Origin of the sequence: Streptomyces sp. NPDC001832, from assembly GCF_040297265.1 — a bacterium.
GTDB lineage: Bacteria > Actinomycetota > Actinomycetes > Streptomycetales > Streptomycetaceae > Streptomyces.
Genome location: NZ_JBEOYU010000006.1, coordinates 32469 through 49505, shown reverse-complemented (window position 1 = coordinate 49505; position 17037 = coordinate 32469). Strand labels below are relative to the sequence as shown.

General features: G+C 70.1%; 16 protein-coding genes and 1 pseudogene. 9 read left to right on the top strand and 8 right to left on the bottom strand.

Features of this window, described 5'->3' with window-relative positions; genetic code table 11:
- Positions 1-64 precede the first annotated feature (64 nt).
- Together ABT115_RS07230 and ABT115_RS07225 are read right to left on the bottom strand one after the other, a co-directional pair.
- Positions 65-1045: a DeoR/GlpR family DNA-binding transcription regulator gene (locus ABT115_RS07230; RefSeq protein WP_351784950.1), complete on the bottom strand. Its 981-nt coding sequence runs from the start codon at positions 1043-1045 to the stop codon at positions 65-67.
- Between the two features lie 187 nt (positions 1046-1232).
- Entirely contained in the window at positions 1233-2672 is a 1440-nt protein-coding gene (locus ABT115_RS07225) for an NAD(P)H-quinone dehydrogenase (protein WP_351784948.1), read from the bottom strand.
- 274 nt (positions 2673-2946) lie between these two features.
- On the opposite strand from ABT115_RS07225, the gene ABT115_RS07220 reads away from it, so the two are divergent.
- From ABT115_RS07220 to ABT115_RS07210, 3 genes are all read left to right on the top strand, one after another.
- Positions 2947-3384, top strand: coding sequence for a gamma-glutamylcyclotransferase family protein (locus ABT115_RS07220; RefSeq protein ID WP_351784946.1), 438 nt, complete (start codon positions 2947-2949; stop codon positions 3382-3384).
- Between the two features lie 102 nt (positions 3385-3486).
- Positions 3487-4311, top strand: a complete 825-nt coding sequence (locus ABT115_RS07215; RefSeq protein ID WP_351784944.1) for a purine-nucleoside phosphorylase — start codon at positions 3487-3489, stop codon at positions 4309-4311.
- A 155-nt stretch (positions 4312-4466) separates the two neighbouring features.
- Positions 4467-6107: a phospho-sugar mutase gene (locus ABT115_RS07210; protein WP_351784942.1), complete on the top strand. Its 1641-nt coding sequence runs from the start codon at positions 4467-4469 to the stop codon at positions 6105-6107.
- A gap of 59 nt (positions 6108-6166) precedes the next feature.
- On the opposite strand, the gene ABT115_RS07205 is transcribed toward ABT115_RS07210, so the two are convergent.
- Positions 6167-6832 (bottom strand): PH domain-containing protein, encoded by a 666-nt coding sequence (locus tag ABT115_RS07205; protein WP_351784940.1) that lies wholly within the window; start codon positions 6830-6832, stop codon positions 6167-6169.
- A 124-nt stretch (positions 6833-6956) separates the two neighbouring features.
- Between ABT115_RS07205 and deoC the strand changes: the two genes are divergently transcribed.
- Genes deoC through ABT115_RS07190 form a run of 3 tightly spaced genes read left to right on the top strand, consistent with a single transcriptional unit; the run spans position 6957 to position 10337 of the window.
- Entirely contained in the window at positions 6957-8006 is a 1050-nt protein-coding gene (gene deoC / locus ABT115_RS07200; RefSeq protein ID WP_351785272.1) for a deoxyribose-phosphate aldolase, read from the top strand.
- A 5-nt stretch (positions 8007-8011) separates the two neighbouring features.
- The gene (locus ABT115_RS07195) at positions 8012-9448 is read left to right on the top strand and encodes an aldehyde dehydrogenase family protein (protein ID WP_351784938.1); all 1437 of its coding nucleotides are present in this window, start codon (positions 8012-8014) and stop codon (positions 9446-9448) included.
- Positions 9441-10337 carry an aldehyde dehydrogenase family protein gene (locus ABT115_RS07190; protein ID WP_351784936.1) on the top strand — a complete coding sequence of 299 codons (897 nt, stop codon included), beginning with the start codon at positions 9441-9443 and terminating at the stop codon, positions 10335-10337. The genes ABT115_RS07195 and ABT115_RS07190 overlap by 8 nt, the downstream gene beginning before the upstream one ends.
- Before the next feature lie 105 nt (positions 10338-10442).
- Here the strand turns inward: ABT115_RS07190 and ABT115_RS07185 are convergent, their stop codons facing one another.
- Entirely contained in the window at positions 10443-10838 is a 396-nt protein-coding gene (locus tag ABT115_RS07185) for a hypothetical protein (protein WP_351784934.1), read from the bottom strand.
- A gap of 63 nt (positions 10839-10901) precedes the next feature.
- Here ABT115_RS07185 and ABT115_RS07180 point away from each other — a divergent pair, with 63 nt between their 5' ends.
- The gene (locus ABT115_RS07180; RefSeq protein ID WP_351784932.1) at positions 10902-11612 is read left to right on the top strand and encodes a uridine kinase family protein; all 711 of its coding nucleotides are present in this window, start codon (positions 10902-10904) and stop codon (positions 11610-11612) included.
- Between the two features lie 306 nt (positions 11613-11918).
- Here the strand turns inward: ABT115_RS07180 and ABT115_RS07175 are convergent, their stop codons facing one another.
- The 3 genes and pseudogenes from ABT115_RS07175 to ABT115_RS07165 form a co-directional block, all read right to left on the bottom strand.
- Positions 11919-12803, bottom strand: coding sequence for an RpnC/YadD family protein (locus tag ABT115_RS07175; RefSeq protein ID WP_351784930.1), 885 nt, complete (start codon positions 12801-12803; stop codon positions 11919-11921).
- A gap of 33 nt (positions 12804-12836) precedes the next feature.
- Positions 12837-13874, bottom strand: a complete 1038-nt coding sequence (locus ABT115_RS07170; protein WP_351785269.1) for a helix-turn-helix domain-containing protein — start codon at positions 13872-13874, stop codon at positions 12837-12839.
- Between the two features lie 216 nt (positions 13875-14090).
- A pseudogene (locus tag ABT115_RS07165) lies at positions 14091-14593 on the bottom strand (ATP-binding protein).
- Between the two features lie 162 nt (positions 14594-14755).
- Here ABT115_RS07165 and ABT115_RS07160 point away from each other — a divergent pair.
- The gene (locus tag ABT115_RS07160; RefSeq protein WP_351784928.1) at positions 14756-15634 is read left to right on the top strand and encodes a helix-turn-helix domain-containing protein; all 879 of its coding nucleotides are present in this window, start codon (positions 14756-14758) and stop codon (positions 15632-15634) included.
- On the top strand, positions 15631-15840 hold the full coding sequence (locus ABT115_RS07155; RefSeq protein WP_351784926.1) for a DUF397 domain-containing protein: 210 nt from the start codon (positions 15631-15633) through the stop codon (positions 15838-15840). The genes ABT115_RS07160 and ABT115_RS07155 overlap by 4 nt, the downstream gene beginning before the upstream one ends.
- Before the next feature lie 382 nt (positions 15841-16222).
- On the opposite strand, the gene ABT115_RS07150 is transcribed toward ABT115_RS07155, so the two are convergent.
- Positions 16223-16993, bottom strand: a complete 771-nt coding sequence (locus ABT115_RS07150; protein ID WP_351784924.1) for a SigE family RNA polymerase sigma factor — start codon at positions 16991-16993, stop codon at positions 16223-16225.
- Between the last annotated feature and the right edge of the window lie 44 nt (positions 16994-17037).

The window sequence follows — 17037 nt, the reverse complement described above, 5'->3', positions numbered from 1 at the left end:
CGCCCCGCCGCCGGCGACACCTTGTAGTCCAGCAATCCGGCAGCAGCTCGCAACCCCGCGGCCCCTACCGGCGCCGCAGATCCGCCACCCGCGCCCGATCGCCCTGCCCCTGCCCCGGTTCCGCCAGCACCGCAGCGCTCCGTAGCTGCTGCGGGCCGGGCCCCCCGGGGCCGGCCCCGCGCGTACGGCGCTGCCCCGGCAGTGGCATGTCCCGGCGGGTCTGACGGCCCGGTGGGAGGGCCTCGGCCGGCGTGGGGCCGCTTCCCGCGCCGGCCACCGCGATCTGCACCCCCTGGTCGGCCAGGGCCTGCAGTTCGGTGGCGGCGCGGTCGTCGTGGCCGGGCGGTTCGTCCGTCACCAGACGGGTGATGAGATCCGTCGGCACCGTCTGGAACATGGTGTCGGAGCCGAGCTTGGTGTGGTCCGCCAGGACCACCACCTCCGCCGCGGCCTGCACCAGGGCCCGGTCCACGCTCGCGGAGAGCATGTTGGACGTGGAGAGGCCGCGTTCCGCGGTGAGCCCGCTCCCGGAGAGGAACGCTCGCGAGACCCGCAGCCCCTGGAGGGACTGCTCGGCTCCGCTGCCCACCAGGGCGTAGTTGGAGCCCCGCAAGGTGCCGCCGGTCATCACCACCTCCACCCGGTTGGCATGGGCCAAGGCCTGGGCGACCAGCAGCGAGTTGGTGACGACGGTCAGACCGGGGATCCGCGCGAGCCGGCGGGCCAGCTCCTGCGTGGTCGTACCGGCACCGACGACGATGGCCTCGCCCTCTTCGACGAGACCGGCGGCCAGGTCGGCGATGGCCGTCTTCTCGGCGGTGGCGAGATGGGATTTCTGCGGAAAGCCGGACTCCCGCGTAAAACCGCCCGGCAAGACCGCACCGCCGTGGCGGCGGTCGAGGAGTCCTTCTGCCTCCAGCGCCCGCACGTCCCGCCGTACGGTCACTTCGGAGGTCTGGACGACGCGGGCGAGCTCACGGAGCGATACCGCCCCGTTGGCGCGCACCATTTCGAGGATCAACTGACGACGTTCTGCAGCGAACACAAAACTGACAGTAACGTGACCGCCCGAGTGTTTTCAGCGGTTTGCGCCGAATAACAGAAGTTGTGCACACAAGGGGTCGCCAAGTGGTATAGGTGCCCCCGTTGTTGTTCCGTACTGATCGCCGGACGGTCACCCAGCCACGTGAGTTGCCGGGGATTGCCGGAAATTGCCGGGCTCCCGAGGGCGCTTACGCCTCGCTCGCGAGCTTACGGGTGTGCAATTGACGGGCCACTTCCGCGATCGATCCCGACAGGGACGGGTACACAGTGAAAGTGTTTGCGATCTGTTCCACCGTCAGATTGTTGTCGACCGCGATCGAGATGGGATGGATCAGCTCGCTCGCCCGCGGTGCCACGACACAGCCGCCGACCACGATTCCGGTGCCGGGCCGGCAGAAGATCTTGACGAAGCCGTCGCGGATGCCCTGCATCTTGGCGCGCGGGTTGCGCAGCAGCGGCAGCTTGACCACCCGGGCGTCGATCTTGCCGGAGTCGACATCGGCCTGGCTGTAGCCGACGGTGGCGATCTCGGGGTCGGTGAAGACGTTCGAGGAGACCGTCTTCAGGTCCAGCGGCGCCACCGCGTCACCGAGGAAGTGGTACATCGCGATCCGGCCCTGCATGGCGGCGACCGAGGCGAGGGCGAAGATCCCGGTGACGTCACCGGCCGCGTACACGCCGGGGGCGCTGGTGCGGGAGACCCTGTCGGTCCAGATGTGGCCGGACTCCTTGAGCCTGACCCCGGCCTCCTCCAGGCCCATGCTCGCGCTGTTCGGTATCGCGCCGACCGCCATCAGGCAATGCGAACCGGAGATGACCCGGCCGTCGGCGAGGGTGACCTCGACCCGGTCGCCGACGCGCTTCGCCGCCTGGGCGCGGGAGCGGGCCATGACGTTCATACCGCGGCGCCGGAAGACGTCCTCCAGCACGGCGGCCGCGTCCGGGTCCTCGCCCGGCAGCACCCGGTCGCGGGACGAAACGAGGGTGACGCGCGAGCCGAGCGCCTGGTAGGCACCCGCGAACTCGGCGCCCGTCACACCGGAGCCGACCACGATGAGCTCCTCGGGAAGCTCGTCGAGGTCGTAGACCTGGGTCCAGTTCAAAATGCGCTCGCCGTCGGGGAGCGCGTCCGGTATCTCCCTCGGGTGGCCGCCGGTCGCGATCAGGACGGCGTCGGCGGTGAGCCTCTCCTCCGCGCCGTCGGCGGCGGTCACGACGACCGTGCGGGAGCCGTCGGCGGCCTGGAGGCCTTCGAGGCGGCCGCGGCCGCGCACCACACGCGCCCCGGCACGGGTGACCGAGGCGGTGATGTCGTGGGACTGGGCGAGCGCCAGGCGCTTCACCCGTCGGTTGACCTTGCCGAGGTCGACGCCGACCACCCGGGCCGCCTGCTCGACGTACGGTGTGTCGTCGGCGACGATGATGCCCAGCTCCTCGTACGAGGAGTCGAAGGTGGTCATCACCTCTGCCGTCGCGATGAGCGTCTTCGAGGGCACGCAGTCGGTGAGCACCGAGGCGCCGCCGAGGCCGTCGCAGTCGACGACGGTCACCTCCGCGCCGAGCTGAGCGCCCACCAATGCCGCCTCGTACCCGCCGGGTCCACCGCCGATGATCACGATCCGGGTCACGAAAAGTCCGCCTCGCGTGTGTCATCCCGCGGCCGTCTGCTGCCCCGGCCGGGGGTCCGGGGGGTAGCCCCGGGGAATGCAGTACGTACTTCATTGTCCCGCACGCGCCAAGGTGCTTCGTCCCGGGGCCCTCCATACGTGCGCCGGACGTACACGGCGGGGTTCCGGGACGGTGCGGCAAGACCGCGTACGGAACCGCGTACGCAACCCCGTAAGGGGGCTTCCCGCACAGGAATCGACGTTCCGCCCACCGCCCTCCCGTACCCTCGATCCCATGTCGCTCTACGCCGCGTACGCCGGCAACCTCGACGCGCGGCTGATGACGCGCCGCGCACCGCATTCCCCGCTGCGCGGCACCGGCTGGCTCAACGGCTGGCGGCTGACCTTCGGCGGGGAGCAGATGGGCTGGGAAGGCGCGCTCGCCACCGTGGTGGAGGCGCCCCGTTCCCAAGTCTTCGTGGCGCTGTACGACCTGGCGGCGATGGACGAGGACTCCATGGACCGGTGGGAGGGCGTCGGCCTCGACGTCTACCGGCGGATGCGGGTGCGGGTGCACACCCTGGACGGCGATGAGCCGGCCTGGATGTATGTGCTGAACGGCTACGAGGGCGGGCTGCCGTCCGCCCGCTATCTGGGCGAGATCGCGGACGCCGCGGAGTCCGCGGGCGCGCCGCACGACTATGTGATGGAACTGCGCAAGCGCCCCTGCTGACCCGGCGGACCAGCGTTTTTGTGTGAATGTACGAGGAAGCGTGTGCAGACTCTACGCATGGGCATCTACGCGCGTAGGGAATCACCGGCTACCCTCTTCGGCGTGAACGCATCACTTATTCCGGACAACATCCAGGGCGACCCGCACGCCGCCGCCGCCGACGCCGCCGCCCGCCTGCGCGAGCTGACCGGCGCCGAGACCCACGACGTCGCGCTCGTGATGGGTTCCGGCTGGGCACCTGCGGGCGATGCGCTCGGCACTCCGGAGGCCGAGTTCCCGGTGACCGACCTGCCCGGTTTCCCGGCGCCCGCCGTCCAGGGGCAAGGCGGCACGATCCGCTCGTACCGGATCGGCGAGAAGCGTGCCCTGGTCTTCCTCGGCCGCACGCACTTCTACGAGGGCCGCGGTGTCGCCGCCGTCGCGCACGGGGTCCGTACCGCCGTCGCCGCCGGCTGCAAGACGGTCGTCCTGACGAACGGCTGCGGCGGCCTGCGCGAGGGCATGCGCCCCGGGCAGCCGGTCCTGATCAGCGACCACATCAACCTGACCGCGGCGTCCCCCATCATCGGCGCCAACTTCGTCGACCTGACCGACCTGTACTCGCCGCGGCTGCGCGCGCTGTGCAAGGAGGTCGACGAGACCCTCGAAGAGGGTGTGTACGTACAGTTCCCCGGTCCGCACTACGAGACCCCGGCCGAGATCAACATGGTCCGTGCCATGGGCGGCGACCTGGTCGGCATGTCCACCGTGCTGGAGGCGATCGCCGCCCGGGAGGCGGGGGCCGAAGTGCTGGGCATTTCGCTGGTCACGAACCTGGCGGCGGGACTGAGCGGGGAGCCGCTCAACCATGAAGAGGTGCTGCAGGCGGGGCGGGACTCCGCTACGCGGATGGGCGCGTTGCTGGCGCGGGTGCTCGAGCGGATCTGAGCCGGAGACGAGATCAAGCCCCTCCGGCGGCTCTGGGGTTCGGGGGCAACGAAAGGGACGAGCAGGTAACGGCCTCACCCGCACACGCCTGGTCCCCGAGCCCCCGCCCCCACACACTCCACTCCCCCACCCACCCCACAGAAAGGCGGACAATCGTGCAGCAGGAGCTCATCGCGCAGGCCAGGACGTGGCTCGCGGAGGACCCCGACCCCGAGACCCGCGACGAGCTCGCCGAGCTCATCGCCTCCGAGGACCTCGACGAGCTCGCCGCCCGGTTCGCCGGCACGCTGCAGTTCGGCACGGCCGGGCTCCGCGGTGAGCTGGGGGCCGGGCCGATGCGGATGAACCGCGCCGTCGTCATCCGCGCCGCCGCCGGACTCGCCGCCTATCTCAAGGCCCAGGGGCAGACCGGCGAGCTCGTCGTCATCGGGTACGACGCCCGCTACAAGTCCGCCGACTTCGCGCGCGACACCGCGGCCGTGATGACCGGCGCGGGCCTGCGCGCCGCGGTACTCCCCCGCCCGCTCCCCACCCCTGTGCTGGCGTACGCCATAAGGCACCTGGGCGCCGTCGCGGGCGTCGAGGTGACCGCCAGCCACAATCCGCCGCGCGACAACGGCTACAAGGTCTATCTCGGCGACGGCTCGCAGATCGTCCCCCCCGCGGACGGCGAGATCGCCGCCGCCATCGCCGCGGTCGGCCCGCTCGACGGCGTGGCCCGCCCCGACGACGGCTGGGAGGTCCTCGGCGAGGACGTCCTGAACGCCTACCTCACCCGCACGGACGCCGTGCTCGCCGCCGGATCGCCGCGCACCGCCCGGACCGTGTACACCGCAATGCACGGCGTAGGCACCTCCGTCCTCACCGCCGCGTTCGCGCGGGCCGGATTCCCGGAACCCGTGCTCGTCGCCGAGCAGGCGGAGCCCGACCCGGCGTTCCCCACCGTCGCCTTCCCCAATCCCGAAGAGCCCGGTGCGATGGATCTCGCCTTCGCCACCGCACGCCGTACGGACCCCGACCTCGTCATCGCCAACGACCCGGACGCCGACCGCTGCGCCGTCGCCGTCCCGGACCCCGAAGCCGACGGCGGCTGGCGAATGCTGAGCGGCGACGAGGTCGGCGCGCTCCTCGCTGCCCATCTGGTCGCCCGCGGGGTGAGCGGTGTCTTCGCCGAGTCGATCGTGTCGTCCTCGCTCCTCGGCCGGATCGCAGGGAAGGCGGGGCTCGGCCACGAGGAGACACTGACCGGCTTCAAGTGGATCGCCCGCGTGGACGGCCTGCGGTACGGGTACGAGGAGGCGCTCGGCTACTGCGTCGACCCGGACGGCGTACGCGACAAGGACGGCATCACGGCCGCCCTGCTCGTCGCCGAGCTCGCCTCCGTACTCAAGGAGCAGGGCCGTACGCTCCTCGATCTCCTCGACGACATCGCGGTCGGCCACGGGCTGCACGCCACCGATCAGCTGTCGGTCCGGGTGGAGGACCTGTCGGTCATCGCGGACGCCATGCGGCGGTTGCGCAAGCAGCCCCCGACCGCACTCGCCGGCCTTGCCGTCACCTCGGCCGAGGACCTGTCGGAGGGCACCGGACAGCTGCCGCCCACCGACGGGCTGCGCTACCACCTCCAGGGCGCCCGGGTGATCGTCCGCCCCAGCGGCACCGAGCCGAAGCTCAAGTGCTACCTGGAGGTCGTGGTGCCGGTCGGCTCGGCGGACGAGCTGCCCGCGGCCCGGGCGAGGGGTGCGGAACTGCTGGCCGGGATCAAGCGGGACCTGGCGGCGGCGGCCGGGATCTGACGGCCGGGGCCGGCCCCGGGTGGCCTCTCAGAGCCTGTCGGGTGACCTCCGACAGGCTCTCAGCCGGTCGCGAACAGCACCACCAGCAGCACCGCGCCCACCACCGCCGGCGCGATCACCTCGTACGCCCAGCGCACCGAGACCGATGACGCCGAAGATCCCGAAGAATCCGAAGACGCAGACTTCCCCGCCCCCGCCTTCGCCCGCTCCATCAACTCCCGCAGGTCCGCCATGGTCTGGTCGGCCGTCGCCATCCGGGACTTGGTGTCGCGCACGTCCGCATGCACGGAAGTGCGGTCGTACGGGTCGTCCAGCGACCGCCGGGACTGCCGCCGGGCCGCCTTCTTCCGCTGCCGCAGCGACACCGGCACCGCCCACAACTGGTACTTGGCGCCGTCCTCGGTGAACAGCTCGCTCGAATACCCCGCCCGCAGATCCGCGACCGCGGTCCACGGCATCGTGATCGTCCGGAACGGGTTACGGATCTTGATGCGCTGCGTATTGGCGAGGACGACGGGCCGCAGCGTGAACGCGACGACGAGCGGCGCCGCGGTCAGCACTACGGCCAGCGCCTGCCACGGCACCCGGCCCTCGCCCCGGAACGCGGCGTCCCCGCCGATCCAGCAGATGAGGAAAAGCAGCAGGACACCCCCGGCGATCCCGGCGGGCGACCGGAAGGCCCGGTCGGCGTAGGTCGGCTCGGCAGGCGGTGTGGGGCTCGTCATGGGCCCGATTCTGCCTGACGTGCGCAAGGGGCACCGGGGCGGCGGCCCCGTTACTGTGCGACCTACGGACGAGCAGGCCCCCTGTACAGGTCGCTACGCGCGTAGATATGCTCATCTGGTGACGATGCCCACCACAGCTTCCTCCCCCAAGCTCTCAACTGCGTTCGAGCAGAGGGGTACCCCGCTCTCCGACGCGACCGCGTCCGACGGTGCGCTGCGCCGCTTCCTGCACGGGCTGCCCGGCGTCGACGCCGTCGGCCTCGAAGCGCGCGCCGCGTCCCTCGGAACCCGTTCGATCAAGACGACAGCCAAGGCATACGCCATCGACCTGGCCATCTCGATGATCGACCTGACGACGCTGGAAGGCGCGGACACCCCGGGCAAGGTCCGGGCTCTCGCCGCCAAGGCCGTCAATCCCGACCCGCTCCGCTACGCTCCGCCTCGGCTCTCGACCGACCCTGTGGATGCCGAGCCCGACCGCACCACCCCGCACACCGCGGCGGTCTGCGTCTACCCCGACATGGTGGCGACCGCCGTCGCCGCGCTGGCCGGTTCCGGCGTGAAGGTGGCGTCCGTGGCGACGGCCTTCCCGGCCGGCCGCGCCGCGCTCGACGTCAAGCTCGCGGATGTCCGCGACGCCGTGGCCGCCGGGGCCGATGAGATCGACATGGTGATCGACCGGGGCGCCTTCCTCTCCGGCCGGTACCTCAAGGTGTACGAGGAGATCCTCGCCGTGAAGGCGGAGTGCGCCCGCCCCGACGGCACCGACGCCCGGCTGAAGGTGATCTTCGAGACCGGCGAGCTGTCCACGTACGACAACATCCGCCGCGCCTCCTGGCTCGGCATGCTGGCAGGCGCCGACTTCATCAAGACATCGACCGGCAAGGTCGCCACCAACGCCACGCCCGCGAACACCCTGCTGATGCTGGAGGCCGTGCGTGACTTCCGGGTGCAGACCGGCGTACAGATCGGTGTGAAGCCGGCCGGCGGCATCCGCACCTCCAAGGACGCGATCAAGTTCCTGGTGCTGGTGAACGAGACCGTGGGCGAGGACTGGCTGGACAACCACTGGTTCCGCTTCGGCGCCTCCAGCCTGCTGAACGATCTGCTGATGCAGCGTCAGAAGCTCAGTACCGGCCGTTACTCCGGCCCCGATTACGTGACGGTGGACTGATCCCCATGGCATCTGCATTCGAGTACGCCCCCGCCCCCGAGTCACGCTCGGTCGTCGACATCGCACCCTCGTACGGCCTGTTCATCGACGGTGAGTTCACCGACGCGGCCGACGGCAAGGTCTTCAAGACGATCTCGCCGAGCAGTGAAGAGGTGCTCTCCGAGGTCGCGCAGGCCGGCACCGCGGACGTCGACCGGGCCGTGAAGGCGGCCCGCAGGGCGTTCGAGAAGTGGTCGGCGCTGCCCGGCTCCGAGCGCGCCAAGTACCTCTTCCGGATCGCCCGGATTATCCAGGAGCGCAGCCGCGAGCTCGCCGTTCTCGAAACGCTCGACAACGGCAAGCCGATCAAGGAGACACGCGACGCCGACCTCCCCCTGGTCGCGGCGCACTTCTTCTACTACGCGGGCTGGGCCGACAAGCTCGACCACGCCGGCTACGGCGCGAACCCCCGCCCCCTCGGCGTCGCGGGCCAGATCATCCCGTGGAACTTCCCGCTCCTCATGCTGGCCTGGAAAATCGCCCCGGCGCTCGCCACCGGCAACACGGTGGTCCTCAAGCCCGCCGAGACGACCCCGCTCTCCGCGCTCTTCTTCGCGGACATCTGCCGCCAAGCCGGCCTGCCCAAGGGTGTCGTGAACATCCTCACCGGGTACGGGGACGCGGGCGCCGCCCTCGTCGAGCACGAAGATGTCGACAAGGTCGCCTTCACCGGCTCGACCGCGGTCGGCAAGGCCATCGCCCGCCAGGTCGCCGGTACGGACAAGAAAGTCACCCTGGAACTGGGCGGCAAGGGCGCCAACATCGTCTTCGACGACGCCCCGATCGACCAGGCCGTCGAGGGCATCGTCACCGGCATCTTCTTCAATCAGGGCCAGGTCTGCTGCGCGGGCTCGCGCCTGCTCGTGCAGGAGTCGATCCAGGACGAGCTGCTGGACGCCTTGAAGCGCCGGCTGTCCACGCTCCGGCTCGGCGACCCGCTGGACAAGAACACCGACATCGGCGCGATCAACTCGGCGGAGCAGCTCGCCCGGATCACCGCGCTCGTCGAGACGGGCGAGGCGGAGGGCGCCGAACGCTGGTCCGCCCCCTGCGAACTCCCCTCCTCCGGCTACTGGTTCGCCCCGACGCTGTTCACGAACGTCACCCAGGCGCACACCATCGCCCGCGACGAAATCTTCGGCCCGGTGCTGTCCGTGCTGTCGTTCCGTACGCCCGACGAGGCGGTCGCCAAGGCCAACAACAGCCAGTACGGTCTCTCGGCCGGCATCTGGACGGAGAAGGGCTCCCGCATCCTCGCGGTGGCGAACAAGCTCCGGGCGGGCGTCGTCTGGGCCAACACTTTCAACAAGTTCGACCCGACCTCGCCCTTCGGCGGCTACAAGGAGTCGGGCTTCGGCCGCGAGGGCGGCCGTCACGGTCTGGAGGCCTACCTCGATGTCTGACAGCCGACTGACCGTCTTCAAGACCTACAAGCTGTACGTCGGGGGCAAGTTCCCCCGCTCCGAGAGCGGCCGGGTGTACGAGGTGACGAACCCTAAGGGCAAGTGGCTGGCGAACGCCCCCCAGGCCTCCCGCAAGGACGCGCGCGACGCGGTCGTGGCCGCCCGCAAGGCGTTCGGCGGCTGGTCGGGCGCGACGGCATACAACCGCGGCCAGATCCTCTACCGCATCGCGGAGATGCTGGAGGGCCGCAAGGACCAGTTCGTACGGGAAGTGGCGGACGCCGAGGGCCTGTCGAAGTCGAAGGCGGCGGACGTCGTGGACGCTGCGATCGACCGCTGGGTCTGGTACGCGGGCTGGACCGACAAGATCGGCCAGGTCGTGGGCGGGGCCAACCCGGTCGCAGGCCCCTTCTTCAACCTGTCCACGCCCGAGCCGACCGGTGTGGTCACGGTCCTGGCACCCCAGGAGTCGTCGCTCCTGGGCCTGGTCTCGGTGATCGCCCCGGTGATCGCGACCGGCAACACGGCGGTTGTCATCGCGTCCGCCGACGCCCCGCTGCCGGCGCTGTCACTGGGCGAGGTGCTGGCCACCTCCGACCTGCCGGGAGGCGTGGTGAACATCCTGTCCGGCAAGACGGCGGAGATCGCGGCACCGCTCGCGTCCCACCAGGACGTGAATGCCATCGACCTCACGGGCGCGGACGACGCTCTGGCGAAGGAGCTTGAGATCGCGGCGGCGGACAACCTGAAGCGGGTTCACCGCGGCGACGGCGACGGCGCCTTCGACTGGTCGGCCGATCCGGGCACCCACCGCCTGACGGCCTTCCTGGAGACGAAGACGGTCTGGCACCCGACGGGCGCGCTGGGCGTCTCGGGATCGTCCTACTGACCGCGTGACGACGGCCCGCTCCTCCGGAATCCCGGCGGAGCGGGCCGTGTCCGTGCCGGCGTCCGCACCCCTGCCCGCGTCCGCCTCAGCCGTGCAGCACCTCTGTCACCTGCCCGCCACCGGCAGGTCCTTCAGCGCGCCCCCGCTGGTCAAGGGGTCGGTGACAGCGGCCGTGGAGACTGGCTTGAAGTCGGCGACCTGCGTTTCCACCGTGTTGTCCAGCGGGTCCACGCCCGTACCGGCCAGCGGGTCGAGGCGCCGATGCGTCACCGGTGCGATGCCGTTCTTGAGCGAGTGCCCGAGCGTCCCGGTCACCGCGCTCCCGGTCGCCCCACCGACCCCGCCGAGACTGCTGTCGGCGTCCGCGGCCGGTGCGAGGGGCAGCGGCGCCGCCTGGGCCGCCGCACCCCCCGCACCGAGCGCGGCACCCACCGCGGTGACGGTCAGACCTGCCCGAAGCAGGGCGCGGCGCCGGGAGTTGGAAAGTGCGTGACGTGCCATGGAGTTCCCACCTGATCGTGACGGACGAGTAACCGTATGGGTGCGTAGAGTAGTTGAGTTGTGATGCTCGATACCAACACAGGCACCGGGGGATCCCCTGTGCGGGTCAATGCCTCACACTCGTGTCCTGTGAATTCCCAACCGATCCCGACCCGCGTCGTGCTGCTCGCCGGCCCATCCGGCTCCGGCAAGTCCTCCCTCGCCGCACGCACCGACCTGCCGGTGCTGCGCCTGGACGACTTCTACAAGGAGGGCGACGACCCCACACTGCCGCTCGTTCCCGGCAGTACGGACATCGACTGGGACTCCGTGCAGTCCTGGGACGCCGATGCGGCGGTCGCCGCGATCACGGAGCTGTGCTGCACAGGGCGTACGAACGTCCCGGTGTACGACATCTCTACGAGTTCCCGGGTCGACCGAGAGGCCTTCCACATCGAGCGCACACCGCTGTTCGTGGCCGAGGGGATCTTCGCGGCGGACATAGTCGAGCGGTGCCAGGAGTTGGGTCTACTCGCGGACGCGCTGTGCCTGCGCGGCCGTCCCTCGACCACCTTCCGCCGCCGCCTGCTGCGCGACCTGCGTGAGGGCCGCAAGTCGGTGCCGTTCCTGCTGCGGCGGGGGTGGCGCCTGATGCGCGCGGAGCGGCGGATCGTGGCGCGGCAGACGGCGCTGGGCGCGCATCCGTGCGGCAAGGAGGAGGCCCTGGGCCGGCTGGCCGCAGCGGCGGCGGGCCGCTGCCTCCGGGCACCGGTGAGGGCGCCGGTTCCGGAGTAGGGCAGGCTCGCGAGGGTGAGCCAATGCGACTCGCAGCCGGGGCGCATTACTACGTGGACGCACTACGGCCTGGGCCTGGTGAGCATCGTGTGTACGGGCCCCGGTGCGGCTCGGTCCAGGTTCATCAGGGCCTCACGACCGGCCGTCCTCTGCCTACATTCGATCTGTTAGGCCGCCGCCTCTTGTCCTGGCCCCGGCGACACCAGGACCAGGACGAGTTACCGAAGGCGCGGACGGCCCCGGCGCTCCGGCACGGGGGCCGCGCTGTCCTCGGTGGCAGGAGAAGAGGCGGTCATCGGGGTGGGGTTACTCCTCGGCGAAGACTTCCTCGGCGGTGGCGGCGGTGGTGGCGCGGTGGAGCCATTGGTGCAGGAGCTGAGGGTCGTCGCAGCCGGTGATCTTCTCGCGGGTCTCGTCGGTGATGGCGATACCGCGCACGTCGAGGATGAGCAGGAGCCCCTCAGCTCGGCCTTCGGCTCGTCCTTCGTCCCGGCCTTCGTCCCGGATTTCTTCCGAGAGGGGTGACTTGTAGAAAGAGAGGTCCACGGCCACCAGGTTCCTCCACTGTTGTGCGGCCGGGCGGTTGCCCAGGCCTTGTGCGGTGAGTTCGACGATGGGGTTGGCGATTGTTTCCGGTGTGTCCCGCAGTGCGGTGGACAGGGTTTTCAGTATGGCACCGACGTCCGGATTGTCTGCGTGTGTGATGGCGGCCAGGGTGGTGAGTGCGAGATCTTTGCGGGCTTCGGCGACGTCGGTGATGACGGGCATGTTGTGGGGGCCGGCGACGAGGGGGTTCAGGGCGAGTGTCTGCCATTGGCGGAGGCCGATGGTGATGGGGCGTGCGGCCCAGTCGGCGGTGGCGTGGTCCTGGCAGACGACCAGGAGCAGGACGGGCAGCCGGTATCTGTTGTGGAGATAGCTGACGTAGTACGGCCAGCTGGCGGTCTTGGACGGGTCCTTCTTGCCCTGGGCTTCGATGGCGAGGACGAAGGGTCCGTCGTGCTCCGTGTCGATGCGTAGGAGGGTGTCCACTCGGCGTTCGAGGGGCCGGTTTTCGGTGAGGTCGGTGGGCAGGGCGGTGGCTGAGGTGGGTGGTGGGATGTCGACTCCGAGCACTTCGGAGACGCGGGAGAAGAGGCTGGGGTACTCCTGGAAGATGCGGTGCATTGCCTCGTGGGGCGAGCTGACCATGCAGATCCGTTCGGGTTGTGGGTGATGTTCCGGTCAGGCGGCTGTGTGCAGTTCGGTGTGGCAGTCGTGGCAGTGGCCGGGGTGGTGGGAGCGGAAGGCGCGGTCGCAGCGGTCGCAGTTCTGGAGCGGGATGACGACGGCGCCGGGACGTGCGGGTGCAAGGTCCTCGGCTCCCGGCAGCGGTGGTGGCAGGAGCGTTGTGATCCGGTGCCGGAGGAGCTTTGCCGGGTGCTTCAGGGGGACGGGGAGGTCGGTGGTGAGGGCGTGGCGGATCGCGTCGGGGTGGGTATCGCGTTCGAGCCAGGTGGCGACACCGGGGGCGAGTGTGTGGATGTCGTTCTCGGTGAGGACAAGTTGGGGTGCGTGACGGCGGAGGTCGGCGAGGAGCGCGGCGGCTGTGTGGTGCAGGTCCGGGGTGAGTTCCCGGGGCTGGGGGAGTGGCGGGGGCAGTGCCCTGGGGGCGGGGTGCGGTGCGGGTGCTGAGGGTGATGCGGGCGTTGGCCGTGGCGCGGGTGCTGGGGGTGGTGCGGGGGTGGGGGTTGGTTCGGGCGTCTGTTGCGGCGCGGGCGGTTGCGGCGCCTCGGCGGGGGCCGGGTGCGATTCGGGGGCGGTCTCGCGTAGTGGCGGTGGTGGTGTGGGCCGCGGGGCTGCCGGTTTGCTGCGCCTGGTCCGCGGCTCGGCTGCTGGGGCGGTGGACGCGGTGGCGCCTGGCTGGTTGTACGAGACGGTGCGGGTGGCGATGCGGCCGTCGGGGAGGCGTACGCGGCTGCGGTGGAGGTAGCCGGTGGCTTCGAGTTCGCGCAGGGCGGCGGCGATGCGGGTCTCGCTCTCGGGGAAGCGTTCGGCGAGGTGCTTGATGCCGATCTTCGCTCCGGCGGGGAGCGACTGGATGTGGGCGGCGAGCCCGATGGCGGTGAGGGAGAGTCCGCGGTGCTGGGCGAGATGGTTGCCGATGACGGTGAAGCCTGCGGCGTGCCGGACGTTGGCGTGGATGACGCCGGATGACGGTGTGGCGTCCCCGGGTACGGGGGACGGGGCGCACGGGGGCGCGGTAATCTGCTGGGTATCCATCGGGAAGGTCTCTTCTTCCTCGGTGGTCAGGCCCTCGGTCGAGACTGCGAATCTCGTCGGGGGCCGTCGCATGTCTGCGGTTGTCGCGGCGAGCATATGCCAGTCAACCCGCGTGAAATCCAGCCCAGTTGCCCCATGTCACCCGCGCGAGTGATGGGAGCGGGGCGGGGTCGGGTTTGGGTGGGGAGGGTAATTTCCCCAGGTTCTTTAAAAGCCTTATACGTCGTGGAGCGCGGCGACGTGGCTCACCGGGTCGTGGGTTTCCGCGACCCGGTGGAGCGGTCGCGGTGCGAGGTCGATCTCGGCCCAGATCGTCTTGCGGGGGACGGGCCCGAGGTCGATGCCCCAGCGGTCGGCGAGTGCCTCGACGATCAGCAGGCCGCGCCCTGATTCCGCGTCGTCGGCGGGGGCGGATGTGGTGCCGGGCATGGGAGGTAGTTGCTCGCCCTGAGTGTCGGTCACCTCGATCCGCAGGAGTTCGTCGCGGTGGACGGTGAGGCTGAGTCGAAGTCTCGGCCGAGTACGCGGCCATGGACGGCGGCGTTGCTTGCCAGCTCGGCGACGATGTGCGCGGCCGACTCCGGAGGAAGTCCCCAATCGCCCAGATGTGCCGTGGCGAGGAGACGGGCGAGCCTGGCGCCTCGGCGGGTGGGGGAGAGCAACACGGTGAACTGCCGGGTGAGAGTGGAATGTTCGATTCGAGTGATTTCTTGGGTCACGGCACTCAGCCTGGACCGGTCTGCGTACGGTGAAGAGCGACGAGACGGTTACGTACGGTGATTGTCCCGTGCTTGTCCAGTGCTGTCCCGGCTGTCCGGGGTGACGTGCTGGGGACGACCAGGGTTGAGCAGGAACACATGCACGTCGGAAGTGGGGCACGGATGAGCGTGGATGAGACCGGTACGGAGCGCGGGGACGGCGGGGCGGACGAGCCCGGCTGGGATGTCGATCCCGATGACGAGTCGGGGGTGGCGGTGGTCGCTGCGGTGGGCCGCCAGACCAAGGCGTGGCGGGAGTCGGCGGGGATGCGGGCCGGCGAGTTCGGGGCGGCGATCGGGTACGGCGAGGACCTCGTCTACAAGGTGGAGGGCGGCCGTCGCATCCCCCGGCCGGAGTTCCTGGATCGGGCGGACGAGGTGCTGAGCGCGGGCGGAAAGCTCGCTGCGATGAAGCGGGACGTGGCGGAGGTCTGGTACCCGAAGAAAGTTCGGGATCTGGCGAAGCTGGAGGCCAAGACGGTCGAGGTTGGGGTGTACGCCAACCACGGTATCCACGGCCTGTTGCAGACCGAGGGCCACGCACGGGTGCTGCTGGAAGCGCGGCAACCTGCGTACTCTCAGGACGAGGTGGAGCGAGGCGTGGCTGCACGCATGGCCCGTCGCTCGATCTTCGACCGTTCTCCGGCGCCAGCACTCAGCTTCGTTCAGGAAGAGGCTGCGCTGCGACGGCCCATCGGAGGCAGAATGGAGTGGCGTCGTCAGCTCGAACGCCTTCTGGAGGTGGGTCAGTTGCGGAACGTCTCACTGCAGGTGATGCCGCTCGATTGCGAGACTCACCCTGGGATGGGCGGTGAGATCGAGGTGCTGAAGTTTGGAGACGGAACGGCCGTGGGGCGCTCGGGAGGCGCCTTCGGCGGTCGCCCGGTCTCCGACCCGAAGCAGCTCCGGATCTTGGAGCTGCGGTATGGCATCATCCGAGCCCAGGCCCTCACCCCTCGTGAGTCGATGGCCTTCATCGAGCAACTTCTGGGAGAAACATGATCCACAAGCTCTCTGCCGGGGATGCTTCTGAGCTGGAGTGGTTCAAGAGCAGCTACAGCGACAGCAGCAGCGGGAACGACTGCGTTGAGGTTGCAGCCGCCCCAGGAACAGTGCACGTCCGTGACTCCAAGGACGTTGAAGGCCCTCGCCTCGCCTTCGCGCCAAGTGCGTGGGCAGGCTTCGTCTCGTACGCCGCCAGGCGCTGACGCTGGGCGTAATCGCGCCCCCGAGCCCGGTTGATGCCGGACCGGGGGCGCGCTGCTGCCAGCAGATCGTCTCCTGGATGCCATACCCCGGCTTGGGCACCGCCTTCGGCGCCCGCTTGGGGGTGGCCTTCTCCTTTGTGCCTGGTACGTGAAGCCCGGCCTCTTGCTCCTGCTTGTAGCGAGCATGATTCAGCGGTCGCCCACTGACCGGCCGTCACCCTCGCGCCCGGAACACCGGCCGCGCACACGGCGAGCGGGGTCGGACAGGCCCCCCGGCCCCTCCGACCCCGCAACATTCCCCCGTACCCCCGTGTTCCGCTGCCTCCCCCCAAGCAGCGGCCCCGCTCTCCCCCCGTATCCCCCCCAGGTGTCCCCCGTTCCCTCAGGCCACCAACTCGCCGAAGGACTCCTCCTCGTCACGGCCGAAGCTGAGGACCTCGTCCTCGCGCAGCCGGCGGAGCGACCGCCAGATGCTGGACTTCACCGTGCCGACACTGATGTCGAGGATGGCCGCGATCTCCGGGTCGGTGCGGCCCTCGTAGTAGCGCAGGACCAGCATCGTGCGCTGGAGTTCGGGCAGCCGCGCCAGCGCCTGCCAGAGCACGGCGCGCAGTTCCGTGCCGCGCATCGCGTCCGTGTCGCCCGCCGTCTCCGGCAGCTCCTCGGTCGGGTACTCGTTGAGCTTGCGCCTGCGCCAGGCGCTGATGTGCAGATTGGTCATGGTGCGGCGCAAATAGCCGCCGACCGCCGCCTTGTCGCTGATCCGGTCCCACGCCCGGTACGTCGAGAAGAGGGCGCTCTGCAGCAGATCCTCGGCCTCGAACCGGTCACCGGTCAGGTGGTAGGCAGTTGCGTACAGGGAGGCGCGGCGCTCCTGGACGTAGGCCGTGAACGCCGTTTCGGCGTCCTCGGACTGCGCCGGTGCCTTCCGCTCCCCCATGACCTCCCCGTACGCGGATCCCCCGTTGCTTCCCCCGCCGTTTCCCCCGTAGGCCCCCACAGGCGCGTCGACCACCGCCATGTACGACGTGTGCTGACGCCCGGCGCCTCGAACGCACCCCCGCCCCCCGACGCCGGACTTCTCGGTGCTCCGGCCGACGTCGTGGAGACGCGTGACAACTGCGCTTGCGGTGGTGCTCTGAATCGCGTTCATCTCGCGCCCCCCATCGGTGGAGTCCGTCCGTTCCTTGTGCCAAT

What these genes read in the sequence shown, in the direction of transcription:
- ABT115_RS07220 (WP_351784946.1), top strand. Translation starts at nt 2,947, where the DNA reads ATGTCGCTCTACGCCGCGTACGCCGGCAACCTCGACGCGCGGCTGATG.
- ABT115_RS07205 (WP_351784940.1), bottom strand. Translation starts at nt 6,832, where the DNA reads ATGACGAGCCCCACACCGCCTGCCGAGCCGACCTACGCCGACCGGGCC.
- deoC (WP_351785272.1), top strand. Translation starts at nt 6,957, where the DNA reads ATGCCCACCACAGCTTCCTCCCCCAAGCTCTCAACTGCGTTCGAGCAG.
- ABT115_RS07195 (WP_351784938.1), top strand. Translation starts at nt 8,012, where the DNA reads ATGGCATCTGCATTCGAGTACGCCCCCGCCCCCGAGTCACGCTCGGTC.
- ABT115_RS07190 (WP_351784936.1), top strand. Translation starts at nt 9,441, where the DNA reads ATGTCTGACAGCCGACTGACCGTCTTCAAGACCTACAAGCTGTACGTC.
- ABT115_RS07185 (WP_351784934.1), bottom strand. Translation starts at nt 10,838, where the DNA reads ATGGCACGTCACGCACTTTCCAACTCCCGGCGCCGCGCCCTGCTTCGG.
- ABT115_RS07180 (WP_351784932.1), top strand. Translation starts at nt 10,902, where the DNA reads ATGCTCGATACCAACACAGGCACCGGGGGATCCCCTGTGCGGGTCAAT.
- ABT115_RS07175 (WP_351784930.1), bottom strand. Translation starts at nt 12,803, where the DNA reads ATGGTCAGCTCGCCCCACGAGGCAATGCACCGCATCTTCCAGGAGTAC.
- ABT115_RS07170 (WP_351785269.1), bottom strand. Translation starts at nt 13,874, where the DNA reads ATGGATACCCAGCAGATTACCGCGCCCCCGTGCGCCCCGTCCCCCGTA.
- ABT115_RS07160 (WP_351784928.1), top strand. Translation starts at nt 14,756, where the DNA reads ATGAGCGTGGATGAGACCGGTACGGAGCGCGGGGACGGCGGGGCGGAC.
- ABT115_RS07155 (WP_351784926.1), top strand. Translation starts at nt 15,631, where the DNA reads ATGATCCACAAGCTCTCTGCCGGGGATGCTTCTGAGCTGGAGTGGTTC.
- ABT115_RS07150 (WP_351784924.1), bottom strand. Translation starts at nt 16,993, where the DNA reads ATGAACGCGATTCAGAGCACCACCGCAAGCGCAGTTGTCACGCGTCTC.